We start from the raw sequence: 16,250 nt of genomic DNA, 5'->3' as shown, positions 1-16,250 counted from the left end.
GCCAGCTTGCCGAACCCTACTGCGCGTGGGTAGGGCGAACTTTGCCCGGCGCACTACTCAAGCTCAGCCAGACAGACGTCAAGGGAAAGGCCAGTCCGCAATTCCGGTTTATGCAACATCCAGGCTATGGCATGACCCTGGCGTCGCGTCCGATCTCGGCGCCTTTGCGGCGTGGCGACATCATCGCCTTCGATTTCCCGCGCGACCCGACGCAGCAATACCTCAAGCGCGTGGTGGGCCTGCCGGGCGACAAGGTGCAATACCGCGAGCGCCAGTTATTCGTCAACGGCGGCGCCACGCGCGTGCGCCCGCTCGATGCCTATTTCGAGCCCGACCGCCTCGAAGCGATGGCGCGTTTTGAAAACAGCCTCGACGGCGTGCGTTTCGACACCTTGCTCAACGAGACCGATCCGGGCGCCGGGGAGCGCCTGGTGCGTGAGCACGGCTGCGTCTACGAACATCTGGTGCAGACATGCGAAGTCCCGCCCGGTCACTACTTTGTCATGGGCGACAATCGCGACAACAGCTACGACAGCCGGTTCTGGGGCTTCGTGCGCGCCGGCCATGTGCTGGGCAAGGTGGTGCGCATCATGCAGTAAGAGCCTATTCTTGTAGGCAAGGCGCCGCTTGCTGCCGGCCCCTCGGAAGCGGGGACTGCGTTGCTCGTCGTAGCATGGCTAGCCATGCGTCCTCCTCCCGCCTTGTCCGCGCTCCCGCTGGACCGGCATCCAGCTACGCTCCCTACAAGAATAGGCGCTAAGCACGGCCCGCAGCCAGCTTACTTGATGCACACCTGGCGCACCATCTTGATGTCGGTGATGCCCGAGAGGACCTTTTCGATGCCATCCATCTTCAGGGTCAGCATGCCGTCTTCCAGCGCCGCCGCCAGCAGGGCGGCCACGCGGCTGTGCTCCTGCAAGAGTTTTTTGACCTTGTCGGTGCCGATCATCAGTTCGTGCAGGCCGACCCTCCCGCGATAGCCCTTGTTGCACTCGCCGCAGCCGACGGCCCGGTACAGGGTGAACTGGCCGTCGGCATTGGCGTAGCGGCTGCGCCAGCCGGCCAGCACCTGCGCGCGCCCGGCCTCGGGGTCGCTGACGAAAGCGTCGGTCGCCAGCAGTTCGCTGCAAAATTCGGTGAGCAGCAAGTCCACCTCGGCCGCATCCGGATGGTAGGCCTGTTTGCACGCGGCGCACAGGCGCTTGGCCAGGCGCTGCGCCAGGATGCCGAGCAGCGCATCGGCGAAGTTGAACGGGTCCATGCCCATGTCGAGCAGGCGCACGATCGATTCCGGCGCGCTGTTGGTGTGCAGGGTCGCCAGCACCAGGTGGCCGGTGAGCGACGCTTCGATGCCCATGCTGACGGTTTCCTTGTCGCGCATTTCGCCGACCATGATCACGTCCGGGTCGGCCCGCAAAAAGGCCCGCATCACGGTCGCAAAGTCGAGCCCCGCCTTGCGGTTGACCTGGACCTGGCGCAAGCCCTTTTGCGTGATCTCGACCGGGTCTTCGGCGGTCCAGATCTTGGTGTCGGGGGTGTTCAGGTGGCTGAGCACCGAGTGCAAGGTGGTGGTCTTGCCCGAGCCGGTCGGCCCGCACACGAAAAACAGGCCGTACGGTTTTTCGATGGCCGCGCGCAGGCGCTCCAGGTTAAATGGCAAGACCCCCAGCTTGTCGAGCGGGATCGGCTCGCCCGCGGCCAGGATGCGCATGACGATGTCCTCGACCCCGCCCGAGGATGGAATCGTCGCCACCCGCAGCTCGATGTCGAGCGGGCCGTATTTCTTGAACTTGATCTTGCCGTCCTGCGGCTTGCGCCGCTCCGAAATATCGAGGTCGCACATGATCTTTACGCGCGCGACCAGCGCATTGCGGTAGCTGGCCGGGATTTCGATGTACGGCACCAGCGAGCCATCCTTGCGAAAGCGGATCCCGGTCTTGCCTTTGCCCGGCAAGGGCTCGATGTGGATGTCCGAGACGCCCTGGCGGTGGGCATCCATGATGACCTTGTTGAGCAGCTTGACCAGTTCGTTCTCGACGGCGGCCGAGACCTCGAGCGTGCCGTCGCCGTCGACCTCGTCCTGATCCATCCCGGAGAGCAGTTCGCCGACCGAGCCGCCCACGGCGTCGACGGCGGCGCCGAAGAACTGTTCGGCGGTGCGCCGGAATTCCTCGCGCGTAGTGACGCGGTACAGCACTTTGGCCTTGGGGAAGATCTGGTTGACGATCTTGCTGGTATTGATGCGCTCCGGGTCGAGCGCCATCACCAGCAAGCCCTCGGCGGTTTCTTCGAGCGGCAGCCACTGGTTTTCCCCGACATACTGCGCCTTCAGGTTGCGCAGCAGCTCGGCCGGCTTGATCCGGTCCGGCTTGTACGGCTCGTACGGCGTGCCGAAGAACTTCGACAGCGAGTCGCCGATGGCCGCCGCGTACACCTGGAACTCCTTGGACAGCACGTCCTCGATATCGAGGTTCTTCTTGCGCGCCGAACGCGTGGCCAGTTCCAGTTCGGGCGCCGACAGCACCGCCTCGTGTACCAGTCCGACGTACTTGGTGCGCACCGTCTGCGGCGGCTTGAGGCGCTGGCTGAAGGCCACCGACAAGGTCTCGCACAGATCGTGCGCGCCTTCCGCGCACACCTGCGAGAACGGTCCGCCCTTGCGGTTGTTGATGAACTGGATCACGCCGAGCAGCTCGTTCGACTGCACCGTCAGCAGCGGCGCGACCAGCATTTCGCGCGTGCGGTAGCCGGTGCGCTGGTCCACCCCGCTCTGGAAGTGCAGGCCCGGGGCGAGGCGCTGCAGCTCTTGCTCGTCGTAGGCGTCGCGAATGTTCAGGGCCTTGCGGCTCAGGGCCACGAAGCCGGCGATCGAACTGGGCGAAATCGACAGCTGCAGTTCGCGAAACGTCGTCAGCCCGGTTTTGACCTTGGAAACGATATGGTCCTTTTCGGGCGTGACCGCGTACAGGGTGAAGCGGTCGCAGTCGAACAGGTCGCAAAAATCCATGCCCAGGTCGAGCATGATTTCATCGAGATTGGCGGTCGCGTGAATCTTGTTGGTGACCGCCTGCAGCCTTCTGGAAAAATCCAGGCGCGCGCCGGTGTCGTCGTCGCTTCCGTGCTTGCCGCTTGCTGCATCGTTCATGGTGTCGTCGCTTTCGGCTGGTTCAGTTCAATTCAATGTCACGTCCAGGCCTTCGTAGGCCAGCACCACCGACAGGCCGTCCGGCAGCGGCCCGTGGCGCCGGAGTGCGTCGGCGAAGACCGCTTCGAGTTCGTCGTCGCCGCGGGTCGGTTCGTGGTGGGTACAGTACAGGGTGCGCGCGCCGACCCGCACCGCGCTGGCGATGGCCGCGTCGAAGGTGCCGTGCCCCCAGCCGCGCTTGGACGGGTATTCGTCCTGCGTGTACGAGCAGTCATGGACCAGCGCGTCGACGCCGTGCATGGCGCGGTCGATGGCCAGCTGGCGCTGTTCGATCTCGCGCTGGCAGCTGGCGTGACGCGGGTCGTGTTGCGGATGCGGGTTGAAGAACGGCTCGTGGTCGCCCGTGAAAAACAGCGACTTGCCGTTGCAGCTGATGCGGTAGCCCAGGTTGCTCACCGGGTGGTTCATGAGCACGTTCTCGACCAGCGCGTCGCCCACCGCGACGGCCACCCCGACCTCGAGCGTATGGTAGTCGATGGTGGCCGCCATCTGCGCTTCGCCGACCGGAAAATAGCTGTTTTGCAGCTGCACGCCCATGATGTGTTCGATGCCCTGGCCGGTCGCCTCGTCGCGCGCGCCGTGCAGGCGTATGCGGCTGGTGGGGAGGAACAGCGGCGTGAAAAAAGGCAGGCCGTGGATATGGTCCCAGTGGCTGTGGGTGATGAAAATATTCGCCGTCACCGGCAAGCGCGTGAGCAGGTCCTGGGCCAGCGCGAAAATGCCGGTGCCGCCGTCGAGGATGATCAGGGTGCCGTCGTCGGTGCCCACTTCGATGCAGGTGGTGTTGCCGCCGTAGCGCGCGGTGCGCGGCCCCGGCGAAGGAATCGAGCCGCGCACGCCCCAGAAGCGCAATTTCATGTCGTCACTCTCATGGCCGGAACCGTCGATGTTGCAATTACGGTCGATCATAGCGGTTTTGCCTGCGCGTGGCTGCACATTTTGCCGTCGCAGCCGGGCGTCCCCGCTTTCGTGCCGTTTTGCCCACGCTTTTTTGCGCACCGGTGTACAGGGCCGGCGCGCGGCGCTACACTCATCCGGATTGCCATGCGCCCTGGCGCGACCTTCCGACGGACGGGTGAATCTTCATGCAAGCTGCAAAATGACGAGCAAGCGCGCACGCCGGCTGCGTAAATACGCCCCGCGCTGGCTGCTCGGGCTCGCGCTCACCGCGCTGGCGGCGCTGTCCACGCTGGGCTTTTTTCACAGCGATTCGGTCGAACGCATGGAGGGCTTCGTGGCCGGCCTGCGCATGCGCATCGAGGCGCCCGTGCCCGACGCGCGCATCGTCATTGTCGATATCGATGAAAAGAGCCTGGCCGCGCTCGGGCGCTTTCCGTGGAGCCGCGATATCCAGGCCAATCTGGTGACCCAACTGACGCGCCATTACGGCGCCGGCGCGGTCGGTTTCGACATCTCCTTTCCCGAGCCCGATACCTCGTCCGGCTACGCCGTGCTCGAACGCCTGGCCGGCGCCGAACTGGCCGGGGTGGATGGCCTGAAGGCGCAACTGGCGCGCCTGAAAGCGGGCATGGATTACGACGGCTTGCTGGCCGACGCGCTGCGCGGGCAGAACGTGGTGCTCGGCTACAACGTCTCGGACAAGCTGCGCAAGGGCGTGCTGCCGGCGCCGGCGTTTACCGTCGAGAGCCTGAACGGGCGCGAACTGCTGGCCTACACGGCCCACGGCTACGAAGCCAATATCGCGCGCCTGCAGCAGGCCGCCGCCGGCGCCGGCATCTTTACCGCCTCCACCGACGCCGATGGCGTGATCCGCTCGTCGATCCTGTTGCAGCGCATCGGCGAGGCGTATTATCCCTCGCTGTCGCTGGCCACCGCCGCCGTGTACCTGAAGGCACGCGCCATCGCGCCGTATTTCGAGAGCACCGTCGAGCAGTTGTCGCAGGCCGAAAAAGACAGCGGCGCGGTGGCCTCGATTTCGCTGTTTTTGCCGCGCGGGCAGCTGCGCATTCCGGTGGGCGAAGGGCTCACCACCTATGTGCAGTTCCGTGGCCGCGGCGGCCCGGCCGGCGGTGCGTTTCGCTACGTCTCGGCGCTCGACGTGCTCACCGGCGCGGCGCCGCCGGCGCAGCTCAAGGGCGCGCTGGTGCTGGTCGGCTCGACCGCGCCCGGCATCAACGACCTGCGCGCCACGCCCGTCAATCCCGAGTTCCCCGGGGTGGAAGTGCATGCCAACCTGCTCAAGTCGATCCTCGACAACGACTTCAAGTCGCGTCCCGCCGCCGCCTATCTGTTCGAATGCGCTCTGGTGCTGGCCTTCGGCCTGGTGCTGTCGCTGGCGCCGGCCCTGCTGGCGCCGCTGCGCGCGGTGCTGCTGACGGCGGCGGCGCTGGCGGCGGCCATCGGCCTCAATGTCTACCTCTACTACGAAGCCGGCATGGTGCTCGGCGCCGCCGTGCTGGTGCTGCTGATCCTGGCCCTGTTCGTGCTCAACCTGGGCTTCGGCTACTTTGTCGAAGTGCGCAAAAGCCACGCCCTGGTATCGCGCTTTCGCGAGTACGTCGCGCCCGAACTGGTGGCCGAAATGGCCGACAATCCCGAGCAGTACACCATGGAGGGCGAAAGCCGCGAACTGAGCGTGCTGTTCGTCGACGTGCGCGGTTTCACCACCATTTCGGAAGGACTCGATCCGAAGACCCTGCGCGAATACATCAACCTGTACCTGACGGCCATGTCGGAAGACATCCGCGACAGCCATTGCGGCACGCTCGACAAATACATCGGCGACGCCGTCATGGCCTTCTGGGGTGCGCCGGTGTCCTTTGCCGACCATGCCCGGCGCGCCGTGGCCACCGCCTTGCTGATGCAGGCCAGCGCGGCGCGCCTGGACGCGCAGTTCCAGGCGCGCGGCTGGCCGCCCTTGCACATCGGGATCGGCATCAACAGCGGCATGATGCACGTCGGCGACATGGGCTCGCGCATCCGCCGCGCCTACACCGTCATGGGCGACGCGGTCAACCTGGCCGCGCGCCTGGAAGGCGTCACCAAGGTGTACGGGGCCGGTATCGTGGTGGGGGAGGCCACGCGCGCCGCCGCTCCCGGCTTCGCCTGGCGCGAACTGGACCTGGTGCGGGTCAAGGGCAAGCATGCGCCGGTGGCCATCTTCGAGCCGCTCGGCATGGCTGGCGCGCTGGCGCCGGCGGCGGCGGCGCGGCTGGCGCGCTGGCACACGGCGCTGGCGCTGTTGCGCGCGCGCGACTGGGAGGCGGCCGGCGCCATGCTGGCGGCGCTCGCCGACGAGGAGCCGCTCTGCCGGCTGTATCGCCTGTACCTGGAGCGCGTCGCGCTGTACCGCGCCGATCCGCCCGGCGCCGGCTGGGATGGCGTGACCGTGTTCGACACCAAGTGAAGGTGTCGCCAGCCGCGTATTTGTCATTCTCATATTCCTCTGACGCCTGCCTGCAACGCTTTTCAAAAAAGCGCCGGTTCCGCTCAACATTCGGGCCGCGCGGGCCGGGGACGGCATTACACTTATTGAATACGCGTAACAAAGTTGCCACTTTTATCATTCTCATCATTGGGATAAGACCATGCCACTTTCCCCCGTCGCCGTCAGGGCAACGCCATGAATGTTCCTTTCGCGCGCCTCATCGCCGGCGCCGCGCTCGCCGCGGCGCTCGGCGCCGCCTGGGCCGCCGATCCGGCGTCCGAGCCGATCCGTTTTGACATCAGCCGCTACGAGGTGGCCGGCAATACCTTGCTCGGCCAGGCCGAGATCGACGCCGCGCTCGCGCCTTACACCGGCGCGGGGCGCGACTTCGGCGACGTCCAGCGCGCGCTCGAAGCGCTCGAAGCGCTGTACCACGCGCGCGGCTACCAGGTGGTCACGGTCCAGCTGCCGGAACAGGAACTCAAGGGTGGCGCGGTGCGCCTGAATGTGACCGAGCCCACCATCGGACGGATCGAGGTGCGCGGCAACCGCGTGTTTGACCAAGCCAATGTGCGGCGCAGCCTGCCCGCCCTGCAAGCCGGGCGCACGCCCGACCTGGACCGGGTCTCGTCGAACCTGCGCATGGCCAACGACAACCCGGCGCGCAAGATCAGGATGACCTTGCAAAGCGGCAGCGCCGACGACACGGTCGACGCCGTGCTCGACGTCAGCGACGCCAAGCCGTGGAGCGCCATGCTCAATGTCGACAACAGCGGCAACGCGCAGACCGGCAAGACCCATGTCAGCGCCATCGTGCAGCACGCCAACCTGTGGGGGCGCGACCATGTCGGCAGCTTCCAGTACACCACCAGCGCCGAAGAACCGAGCAAGGTCAGCGTGTACGGGGCCGGCTACCATATTCCGCTGTATGAACTGGGCGACTCGCTCGACCTGTACGCCAGCTACTCGGATGTCGATTCCGGCACCATCACGGCCGGCATCGTCAACCTGGCGGTGAGCGGCAAGGGCAGCATGGCCGGGATGCGCTACAACCAGGGCCTGGCGCGGCGCGGCAAGCTCGATGCGCGCCTGGTGTACGGGATCGACTACAAGGCTTACAAGAACAGCGTGCTGTTCTTCGGCCAGGACGTCGGCAACGACGTCACCGTCCATCCGCTCAGCGTGACCTGGGTCGCCAGCCTGCCGTGGGCCGGCGGCGAAGCGAATCTGTCGCTCGGCGTGGTGCGCAACCTCCCCGGCGGCAGCCGTGGCGGCCAGGCCGACCTCGAACGCGCGCGCGCCGGCGCCAAAGCCGGCTACGGCATGCTGCGCTTCGCCGGCGCCTTCAGCCGCGCGCTGGCCAAGGACTGGCAGGCGCGCGTGCTGCTCAACGGCCAGTGGAGCGGCGACGCGCTGGTGCCGGGCGAGCAGTTCGGCGCCGGTGGCGCCAGTTCGGTGCGCGGCCTGGAAGAGCGCGCGCTGGCGGCCGATTCAGGGGTGCTGGCCAACCTGGAGCTGTACACGCCCAACTGGTGCGGCGCGCGCTGGCAATGCCGCATGCTGGCGTTTTACGATGCCGCCCACGGCCGCCGCAACGAGGCGCTGGCGGGCGAATATGCGCGCGCCACGGTTTCTGGCGCAGGCCTCGGCTGGCGCGTGGCCGTGGGCAGTTCGATGACCATGCAGCTCGACTACGGCCATGTGCTGCGCAGCGACGCCGGCGCCACCCGCAACAATCAACTGCACGTCCGCGTGGGCCTGGCCTACTAGAGGTAAAACACGATGAAGACCACGACCAACACGACCAACACCCCCACCGGCCCGGCCTTGCGCCTGCTGTGCGCCTGCCTGTTGCTGGCCACGGGCCTGGCGCGCGGGGCGCCGCAGTCGCCGCACGTGGTGGCCGGGCAGGCCAGCTTCGGCCAGCAGGGCAATGTATTTTCGATCACGAATACGCCCAACACCATCATTCAATGGCAAAGCTTTTCGGTCAATGCCGGCGACATCACGCGCTTCATCCAGCAGGACGGCAACAGCGCGGTGCTCAACCGCATCGTCGGGCAAGACCCGAGCCGCATCCTCGGTGCGCTGCAATCGAACGGGCAGGTGTTTCTGATTAACCCGAACGGCGTGCTGTTCGGGCGCGATGCGCGCATCGATGTCAATGGCTTGACGGCGTCGAGCCTGAACCTGTCGAACGCCGACTTTTTGGCCGGCAAGCGCAACTTCAGCGCGGCGGCGGGCGCCGCGCCGGTGCGCAACGAGGGCAGCATCAGCACGCCGTCCGGCGGCCATGTGTTCCTGATCGCGCCCAACGTGGAGAACAGCGGCGTCATTCATTCGCCCCAGGGCGAGGTGGTGCTGGCGGCCGGGCACAGCGTGCAACTGGTCGATTCGCGCAATCCCGACTTGCATGTGGTGGTGGCGGCCCCGGCCAGCGAAGCGCTCAACCTGGGGCGCATCGTGGCCGAGGGCGGCAAGGTCGGCATCTATGGCGCCCTGGTGCGCCAGCGCGGCGCGCTCAGCGCCGACAGCGCGCGCGTGGGCGAGCATGGCCAGATCGTGTTCAAGGCCAGCGCCGACGCCTTGCTCGAGGCGGGCAGCGTCACCAGCGCCAGGGGCGGCTCGCTCAGCGTGCAGGGCGAGCGGGTCGGCATGACGGGCGACGCCCGCATCGAGGCGGCCGGCGGCAGCGTGCTGCTGGGCGGCGGCTGGCAGGGCAAAAATGCGCTGGTGCGCAACGCGCGCCAGACCGTGATGGGCAAGAACGCGGTCATCGAGGCCGACGGCGGCACGGTGGTGCTGTGGTCCGACGGCGCCACGCGCGCCAACGGCCGCATCACGGCGCGCGGCGGGCAGGTGGAAACCTCGGGCCGCCAGCTCGATGTGCATGGCGTGCGGGTGGAGGCGGGCGGCTGGCTGCTCGATCCCTACGATGTCACGATCGGCATAAACGGCAGCACGGTGTTGCCCGACGCGGTCGATGATTTTGCCGACGGCATGCCGGGCACGGGCGTGACCCTGCTCGACGTGGCCATGCTCAACTCGGCCGCGCCGGCCACTGCCATCAAGGTGCAAGCCACCCACGACGTGCTGGTGGACGGCGCCATTACGCGCCCGGCCGGCAGCGCCGGCAGCCTGACGATCGACGCCGGCAACCATATCACCATCAACGCGCCGGTATCGACCTCGGGCGGGGCCTTGACCCTGAACGCAAATGCCTCGCCGTATGCCAGCGGCAGCGGTGGGGTGTTCGTCAACAGCGCCGTCGACACCGGCGGCGGGGCGGTCAGCATGAGCGGCGACTCGGTCCATATCGGCGCCGGCGGCAGCGCCGTCGTCAACAGCGGCAGCGGCAGCATGGGTTTTGTTGCCAGCAAGCAGTTCACCCTGAGCAGCAATTCGAGCCTGCAAGGCAGCGCCGCCATCGCCATCTTGTCCGACCAGGTCAGCATGCCGGGCGGCATGATCGGCCCGGCGGGCAGCGTCAGGCCGGTGGTCAGCATCGCGCCGCTCACGCCGGGGCGCCCGATCGAGATTGCCAGCGGCGGCCCGTCGCAGTCGATCCTGCGCCTGTCGCCGTTCGACCTGAACCCGATCCATGCCAGCGATCTGATCATCGGCGGCGACAGTTATGAAGGCGTCATCAGCGTCAATGGGCAACTGGGCGGCGCATCGACCCCGCTGGAAACGCAAGCCCTGAGTTTGCGCAGCGGCGGCACCATCAGCGTGATGGCGCCGCTGATCATGCTGCCCGGGACCGGCAGCGTGCTCACCCTGGCGCGCCACGGCTACGCCGATGCGGCGGTGCTCACCAACGCCAACGGCATGCTCAGCGCCGACCATATCGCGATCCACTCCGACGCGATGACCCTGGGTGGACTGATCACGTCCACCGGCGCCGTTGGCGGCAGCGTGACCCTGGCGCCGCACGACGGCGCGACCCTCATCCACGCCGGCGCGAATGCGCTCGATGGCCCTGGGCAACTGGGCTTGAGCGACAGCGAACTGAAACTGGTCACGGCCGATAAGCTCATCATTGGCGGGCAAGCCAACCAGACCGGCGCGCTGGACGTGACCGGCCTGCTCGACATGTCGGGCAACCTGACCGCCGGCAGCAAGCTGGCGCTGATCGCCGGCGCCGGCAAGCTGACCTTGCACGACGCCGTCATCACGCCCGGTTCGCTGTACCTGTCCGGCTCAAGCATCGCCAATACGAGCACGGCGCCGGCGCGCGCCAGCGCCATTGGCCTGAGCGCGCGCGGGCAGATCGGCTCGTCCGGCGCCACGCCCTCGCCGTTCTATACGCAAACCTCGGCGCTGACGGCGGACAACGCCACCGATGGCGGCACCAGCGACATCGACATCAGCAACACCGGCACCCTGAGCCTGGGCAGCGTGACCCAGACCGGCCCGGCCAACGTCAGCCCGATCACGGTGGCCAACAAGGGCGGCATGACGGTGATGGGCGGCGGGCAGGGCGTGCGCAGCAACGGCGGCGCGATCACCCTCACCACCGCCAGCCCGCTGACCATCGATGGCAGCGTGGCGTCCAACGGCGGCGCGCTGGCGCTTACGGCCGGCAACGGCGGCACCCTGACCGTGGGGCCGACCGGCAGCGTCGCCTCCGGCGCCGGCAACATGAGCTTGCAGGGCGGGGCGATCATCAATAACGGCAGCCTGAGCGCCACGTCCGGCAACATTACCCTGAGCGCGCCGACGGTGAGCGGCAGCGGCACGGCCACCAGCGTCAGCGGCACCGTGACGGGCACCGGTCCAGGCATTCCGGCGACACCCACCGTCGAGTCGTGCATCGCCACCCCGTCGCAAAGCGCTTGCGCGGGCATCCTGGCGCAAGCGTTCCAAGGCTGCCTGGCCAATCCGGCGATCGCGTATTGCGCTTCCCTGCTGCCGAGCCTGGGCACCTGCGTGAGCAAACCGGCCACGGCCGGTTGCAGCGTGGTATTGCCGAGCCTGGCCCAGTGCGAGGCCGCGCCTTCGACCGCCGGTTGCGGCGCGGTGCTGCCGAACCTGGCCCAATGCCTGGCCGCGCCGGCCACGGCGGGCTGCGCGGCGGTCTTGCCGAGCCTGGCGACCTGCGGCGCGGCCCCGGCCACGCCCGGTTGCGCCGTCGTGTTGCCGAGCCTGGCCGTGTGTACGAGCGCGCCGGCCACCGCAGGCTGCGCGGCGGTGTTGCCGACCTTGTCGGCCTGTATCGCCGCGCCGGCCACCGCCGGTTGCAGCGCGGTCTTGCCGAGCCTGGCCGCGTGCGTGGCCAATCCGGCCGCCAGCGGTTGCGGCGCCGTGCTGCCGAGCCTTGCCCAGTGCGTGAGCACCCCGTCGCTGGCCGGTTGCGGCGCGGTGCTGCCGACCCTGGCCCAGTGCGCCGTCGCGCCAAGCCAGGCCGGTTGCAGCGTGGTGCTGCCAAGCCTTGCCCAATGCGTCGCCGCACCAAGCCAGGCCGGCTGCAATGCGGTATTGCCGACCCTGGCCCAGTGCGTCGCCGCACCAAACCAGGCCGGCTGCGCCGTGGTCTTGCCAAGCCTTGCCCAGTGCGTCGCCGTACCGACCCTGCCCGCTTGCGCTTCGGTGCTGCCGACCCTGTCCCAGTGCCTTGCCGCACCGTTCCAGTCCGGTTGCGCCGCTGTGCTGCCCAGCCTGAACCAATGCGTGAGCGCGCCCGCCCTGGCCGGTTGCAGCGTGGTGTTGCCGACCCTGGCGCAGTGCGTGTCGCGGCCCGGCACTGCCGGCTGCGCCGTGGTCTTGCCGGGCCTGAACCAGTGCGTGGCCAATCCCGCCGTGCCGGGCTGCGGTGTAGTGTTGCCAGGCCTGGCCAACTGCACCGCCAATCCGGCGCTGGCGGGCTGCTCGGCCGTGCTGCCGAGCGTGTCGCAGTGCAGCGCCACGCCGACCCTGGCCGGCTGCGTTGCGGTGCTGCCGTCGCTGCCGCAATGCGTGGCCACGCCCTCGGCGCCTGGCTGCGTCGCGGTCTTGCCGTCGCTTGGACAGTGCGTCGCAACGCCAGCGGCCGCCGGTTGCGGCGTGGTGCTGCCGACCCTGGCGCAATGCGTGGGCAGTCCGACCTTGCAAGGTTGCACGGCGGTGCTGCCGACAGTCAATGCCTGCGTGGCGAATCCGGCCGCGCCAGGCTGCGCGGTGGTGACGCCGCCCACCGCTCTTGCAGCAAGCGAGGCCGTGACGCAGGCGATCCAGGACAGCGTCTATCTGATCAATACAGCGACCGGCCAGGCCACGCTGCCGGGCAGCACGCAGGCCCAGGCGCCGCTCGGCAAGGAGCTGGCGGAAACACAGGTAGCCAAGGCCGCCACCGGTACAACTCAAGGAGATGCAAGTGAACTGCGCAAAAAGACGTATTGCAATTAAGGCGCTTGCGGGTTTCCTGCTGAGCTGCATGGGGACGGCGGCGTGGGCCGGGCAAGTGGCCGGCACGGTCATCAAGCTGAGCGGGCCGTTGATGGTCAAGAAGGCCGATGGCGCGGTCAAGGTGCTGGCCGTCAGGTCGGAAGTGGAGTCGGGCGACACGCTGATGTCGCAAAAGAACACCTACGCCCAGATCAGGTTCATCGACAACAGCGAAATGACGCTGCGCCCGGATACCACCTTCGTGATCGAAGCGTTTGCCTATGACGGCGCGAAGCCCGAGGCCGACAGCGCCAGCTTCAGCCTGGTCCAGGGCGGCTTGCGTTCGCTGACCGGGCTGCTCGGCAAGCGCAACAAGGAAAAGTTTTCGCTCAAGACGCCGGCCGCCACCATCGGCATCCGCGGCACCACCTTCGTCGCCCAGTACGTCGCGCCGGGCGTGCCGCCCAAGGGCGCACCGTCTACGGGCCAGCCGCCCGGCTTGTATCTGAGTGTGCTCGACGGCGCCATCATCGTGAGCAACAAGGGTGGCAGCAGCAATTTTTCGGCCGGGCAGTTCGGCTTTACGCCCAGCTTGACGGTCACGCCGGTGCTGGTTCCGGTCAGTCCCGCCATCCGCTTTTCGCCGCCGCCATCGTTTTCGGTGTCGCAGGCGCCGGGCGCCAACGGCGCGTCCAAGGGCGCCACGCAGGGCGTCGATTGCGAAGTGCGCTGACGGGGCGCCTGGTCAACGCGTCGCGCCGGCCGGCGCTGGAAAGCGGCTCACGCCAGGGCGATGTCTACCTGGCGTCAAAGGCGCGCGTCCACCATCCATTGCGCTCGAATCGCATCAGCACAATCTTCGGGCCGAGATCGGACTCGACCAGCACGGCGGTCATCCTGGGTGAGCTTTCGTCGTCCGGTGCGATAGCCACATCGCGCACGGCGACAATCGTGTAGTTCCCGACCGGTCCGGCGTCAAAACTCACCATCTGAAAATACCGGTCGAGTACTTCCGGCTCGGTGGCGTCGCCGCCCAGCTTGACGTGCGGCGTCAGGCCGTTCATCCAGAGCGGGTTCTTCGCCAGCGCCGATACCAGGGTGGCGATCTTGTCGGTGGCCGGGCCGGGCGGGGCAGGCTGGGCCAATGCCTTCGCGGCCAGCAGGACCAGCGCGGTAGCGATTACGAGCATCAGTCTATTCATGATGGTTTTCCAGATTGAGCAGGTGGGCGACATTGCGCGGCGCGTCCATTTCGGCTGCGCGGCCGACCAGCGGCGCGCATTCGCCATGCGGCAGTGTGTCCATTGCGTCCTTTGGAAAGCATCCGGTAAAAGAAAACGGCCTCTGTCCAGATGACTGGAGAGAGACCGTTCCGACTGAACTGGTCAGTCATTAGCGAGACAGGATCAAGCGTGTTACAGCACTTCGCTCGCGTGGTCGGCCAGGCGCGAACGCTCGCCGCGCGCCAGCGTCACGTGGCCGCTGTGCGACCAGCCCTTGAAGCGGTCGACCACGTAGGTCAGGCCGCTCGAGCCTTCGGTCAGGTAAGGCGTGTCGATCTGCGCGATGTTACCGAGGCACAGGATCTTGGTGCCGGGACCGGCGCGCGTGACCAGGGTCTTGATCTGCTTGGGCGTCAAATTCTGCGCTTCGTCGATGATCAGGAACTTGTTCACGAAGGTACGGCCGCGCATGAAGTTGAGCGACTTGATCTTGATGCGCGAGCGGATCAGGTCTTGCGTTGCCGCGCGACCCCACTCGCCGCCATCCGAATCGGACTTGTTGAGCACTTCGAGGTTGTCGTCGAAAGCGCCCATCCACGGACCCATCTTCTCTTCCTCGGTGCCCGGCAGGAAGCCGATGTCTTCGCCCACCGGCACCGTGACGCGGGTGACGATGATTTCGTTATACAGCTTGGTCTCGAGCACCTGCGCCAGGCCGGCCGCCAGCGCCAGCAAGGTCTTGCCGGTACCGGCCTGGCCGAGCAGGGTGACGAAGTCGCATTCCGGATTCATCAGCAGGTTCAGCGCGAAGTTCTGCTCGCGGTTGCGCGCGGTGACGCCCCATACATTGTTCTTGTTGTGGCTGAAGTCGCGCAGGGTCTGGATGACCGCCGTTTTGCCGTTGAGCTGCTTGACCTGGCCGTAGAACGGCGCTTCGCCATTTTTCGGTTCCAGGTAGACGAACTGGTTTACCAGCAGGGTCAGCATGGTCGGGCCGGTGACGCGGTAGAAGGTCGACGAGACGCCGTTCTTGTTTTCCTGCCAGGACTCCATGTCCTTGCCGTTCTTGTTCCAGAAGTCGTCCGGCAACTGTACGATGCCCGAGTACAGCAGGTCGCTGTCTTCCAGCACGTGGTCGTTGAAGTAGTCTTCGGCGGGCAAGCCCAGCGCGCGCGCCTTGATGCGCATGTTGATGTCTTTCGACACCAGCACGATGGCGCGGCCCGGTTGCTCGGCTTCCAGGTTGCGCACCACGCCCAGGATCTGGTTGTCGGCTTTGCCGACCGGCAGGCCTTCAGGCAGGGTCGGGCCGTTTTGCAGGCGCGTCTGGAAGAACAGGCGCCCTTTGGCATCCTTGTTGCCCAGCTTGGCGAGCGGGATGCCGCTCTCGATCGCGCCATCGTCGATGTTGCCGACCAGCGCGTCGAGCGTGCGCGAGACCTGGCGTGCGTTGCGCGCCACTTCCGACATGCCTTTTTTATGGTCGTCGAGCTCTTCGAGCGTCATCATCGGCAGGTAGACGTCGTGCTCTTCGAAGCGGAACAGCGACGATGGGTCGTGCATCAGCACGTTGGTGTCGAGCACGAACATCTTGGTCTTGCCGGTCTGGTCGGCATGGCGGCTGGTGGAGGACTTGACGGGCAGTTCGACCGCCTTGTGCTTGGCCGGGTGCGGCGCTTCCAGGTCGACCGGCTGTTTTTCCTTGCCGCGCGCGGCAGGTTTGGCCAGCGGCGCTTCCATGACGGCGTGCGAGGTGAGCAGCGGCGCCGGGGCGGCCTGCGGCGATGCGGCGACCAGGGCGGCCTGTTTGGCCGGCGCCTTGGTGCGCGTGGTCTTGGCCGGCGCTTTGGCGACCGGCTCGGCTGCGATCTCGGCGACCGCGCTCAGTTTCGGCTTGGCCGGCGGCGCGGCCTGCACGGAGGCTGGCTTGCTGCGGTCGGCTTTCGGATAGTCTTCGGCCAGCAGCAGGGTGGCTGGCTTGGTGGGGATTTTTGGCAGTGGCATCAGGGTCTCAATCTAAAAAGGTGCAGGAGGATAGCCCGGAGGCGTCGGCGCAGGCGGCGCTGGTGGC

9 protein-coding genes are annotated in these 16,250 nt (G+C 67.1%); 5 read left to right on the top strand and 4 right to left on the bottom strand.

Annotated features, from left to right (window positions below; all coding sequences use genetic code 11):
* Nucleotides 1-599, top strand: a 599-nt coding sequence (lepB, locus tag F1735_RS10235) for a signal peptidase I (RefSeq protein WP_222852969.1), incomplete at its 5' end; no start/stop codon positions are given.
* Nucleotides 600-778: 179 nt separating this feature from the next.
* Here the strand turns inward: lepB and F1735_RS10230 are convergent.
* Nucleotides 779-3,145, bottom strand: coding sequence for a GspE/PulE family protein (locus tag F1735_RS10230; RefSeq protein WP_167236833.1), 2,367 nt, complete (start codon nucleotides 3,143-3,145; stop codon nucleotides 779-781).
* A gap of 27 nt (nucleotides 3,146-3,172) precedes the next feature.
* Nucleotides 3,173-4,063, bottom strand: coding sequence for an MBL fold metallo-hydrolase (locus tag F1735_RS10225; protein WP_167236832.1), 891 nt, complete (start codon nucleotides 4,061-4,063; stop codon nucleotides 3,173-3,175).
* A 241-nt stretch (nucleotides 4,064-4,304) separates the two neighbouring features.
* Between F1735_RS10225 and F1735_RS10220 the strand changes: the two genes are divergently transcribed.
* The 4 genes from F1735_RS10220 to F1735_RS10205 all read left to right on the top strand — a co-directional run bounded on the left by F1735_RS10220 (nucleotide 4,305) and on the right by F1735_RS10205 (nucleotide 13,689).
* Nucleotides 4,305-6,572 carry a CHASE2 domain-containing protein gene (locus F1735_RS10220; RefSeq protein ID WP_167236831.1) on the top strand — a complete coding sequence of 756 codons (2,268 nt, stop codon included), beginning with the start codon at nucleotides 4,305-4,307 and terminating at the stop codon, nucleotides 6,570-6,572.
* 216 nt (nucleotides 6,573-6,788) lie between these two features.
* Nucleotides 6,789-8,363 carry a ShlB/FhaC/HecB family hemolysin secretion/activation protein gene (locus tag F1735_RS10215; RefSeq protein WP_167236830.1) on the top strand — a complete coding sequence of 525 codons (1,575 nt, stop codon included), beginning with the start codon at nucleotides 6,789-6,791 and terminating at the stop codon, nucleotides 8,361-8,363.
* A gap of 12 nt (nucleotides 8,364-8,375) precedes the next feature.
* A complete protein-coding gene (locus tag F1735_RS10210; protein WP_167236829.1) occupies nucleotides 8,376-12,977 on the top strand; it encodes a two-partner secretion domain-containing protein in 4,602 nt (1,533 codons plus the stop codon).
* Nucleotides 12,978-13,005: 28 nt separating this feature from the next.
* Nucleotides 13,006-13,689, top strand: coding sequence for a FecR family protein (locus F1735_RS10205; protein WP_167236828.1), 684 nt, complete (start codon nucleotides 13,006-13,008; stop codon nucleotides 13,687-13,689).
* A gap of 64 nt (nucleotides 13,690-13,753) precedes the next feature.
* Here the strand turns inward: F1735_RS10205 and F1735_RS10200 are convergent, their stop codons facing one another.
* Together F1735_RS10200 and F1735_RS10195 are read right to left on the bottom strand one after the other, a co-directional pair.
* The gene (locus F1735_RS10200) at nucleotides 13,754-14,158 is read right to left on the bottom strand and encodes a hypothetical protein (protein ID WP_167236827.1); all 405 of its coding nucleotides are present in this window, start codon (nucleotides 14,156-14,158) and stop codon (nucleotides 13,754-13,756) included.
* A 213-nt stretch (nucleotides 14,159-14,371) separates the two neighbouring features.
* On the bottom strand, nucleotides 14,372-16,183 hold the full coding sequence (locus F1735_RS10195; protein ID WP_167236826.1) for a PhoH family protein: 1,812 nt from the start codon (nucleotides 16,181-16,183) through the stop codon (nucleotides 14,372-14,374).
* Nucleotides 16,184-16,250 lie beyond the last annotated feature (67 nt).

The sequence above is a fragment of the Massilia genomosp. 1 genome (assembly GCF_011682185.1).
Taxonomy (GTDB): Bacteria; Pseudomonadota; Gammaproteobacteria; order Burkholderiales; family Burkholderiaceae_D; genus Telluria_A; species Telluria_A rubra.
The sequence above is the reverse complement of the archived record's forward strand: the minus strand, read 5'-3'. Positions and strand labels throughout refer to the sequence as shown.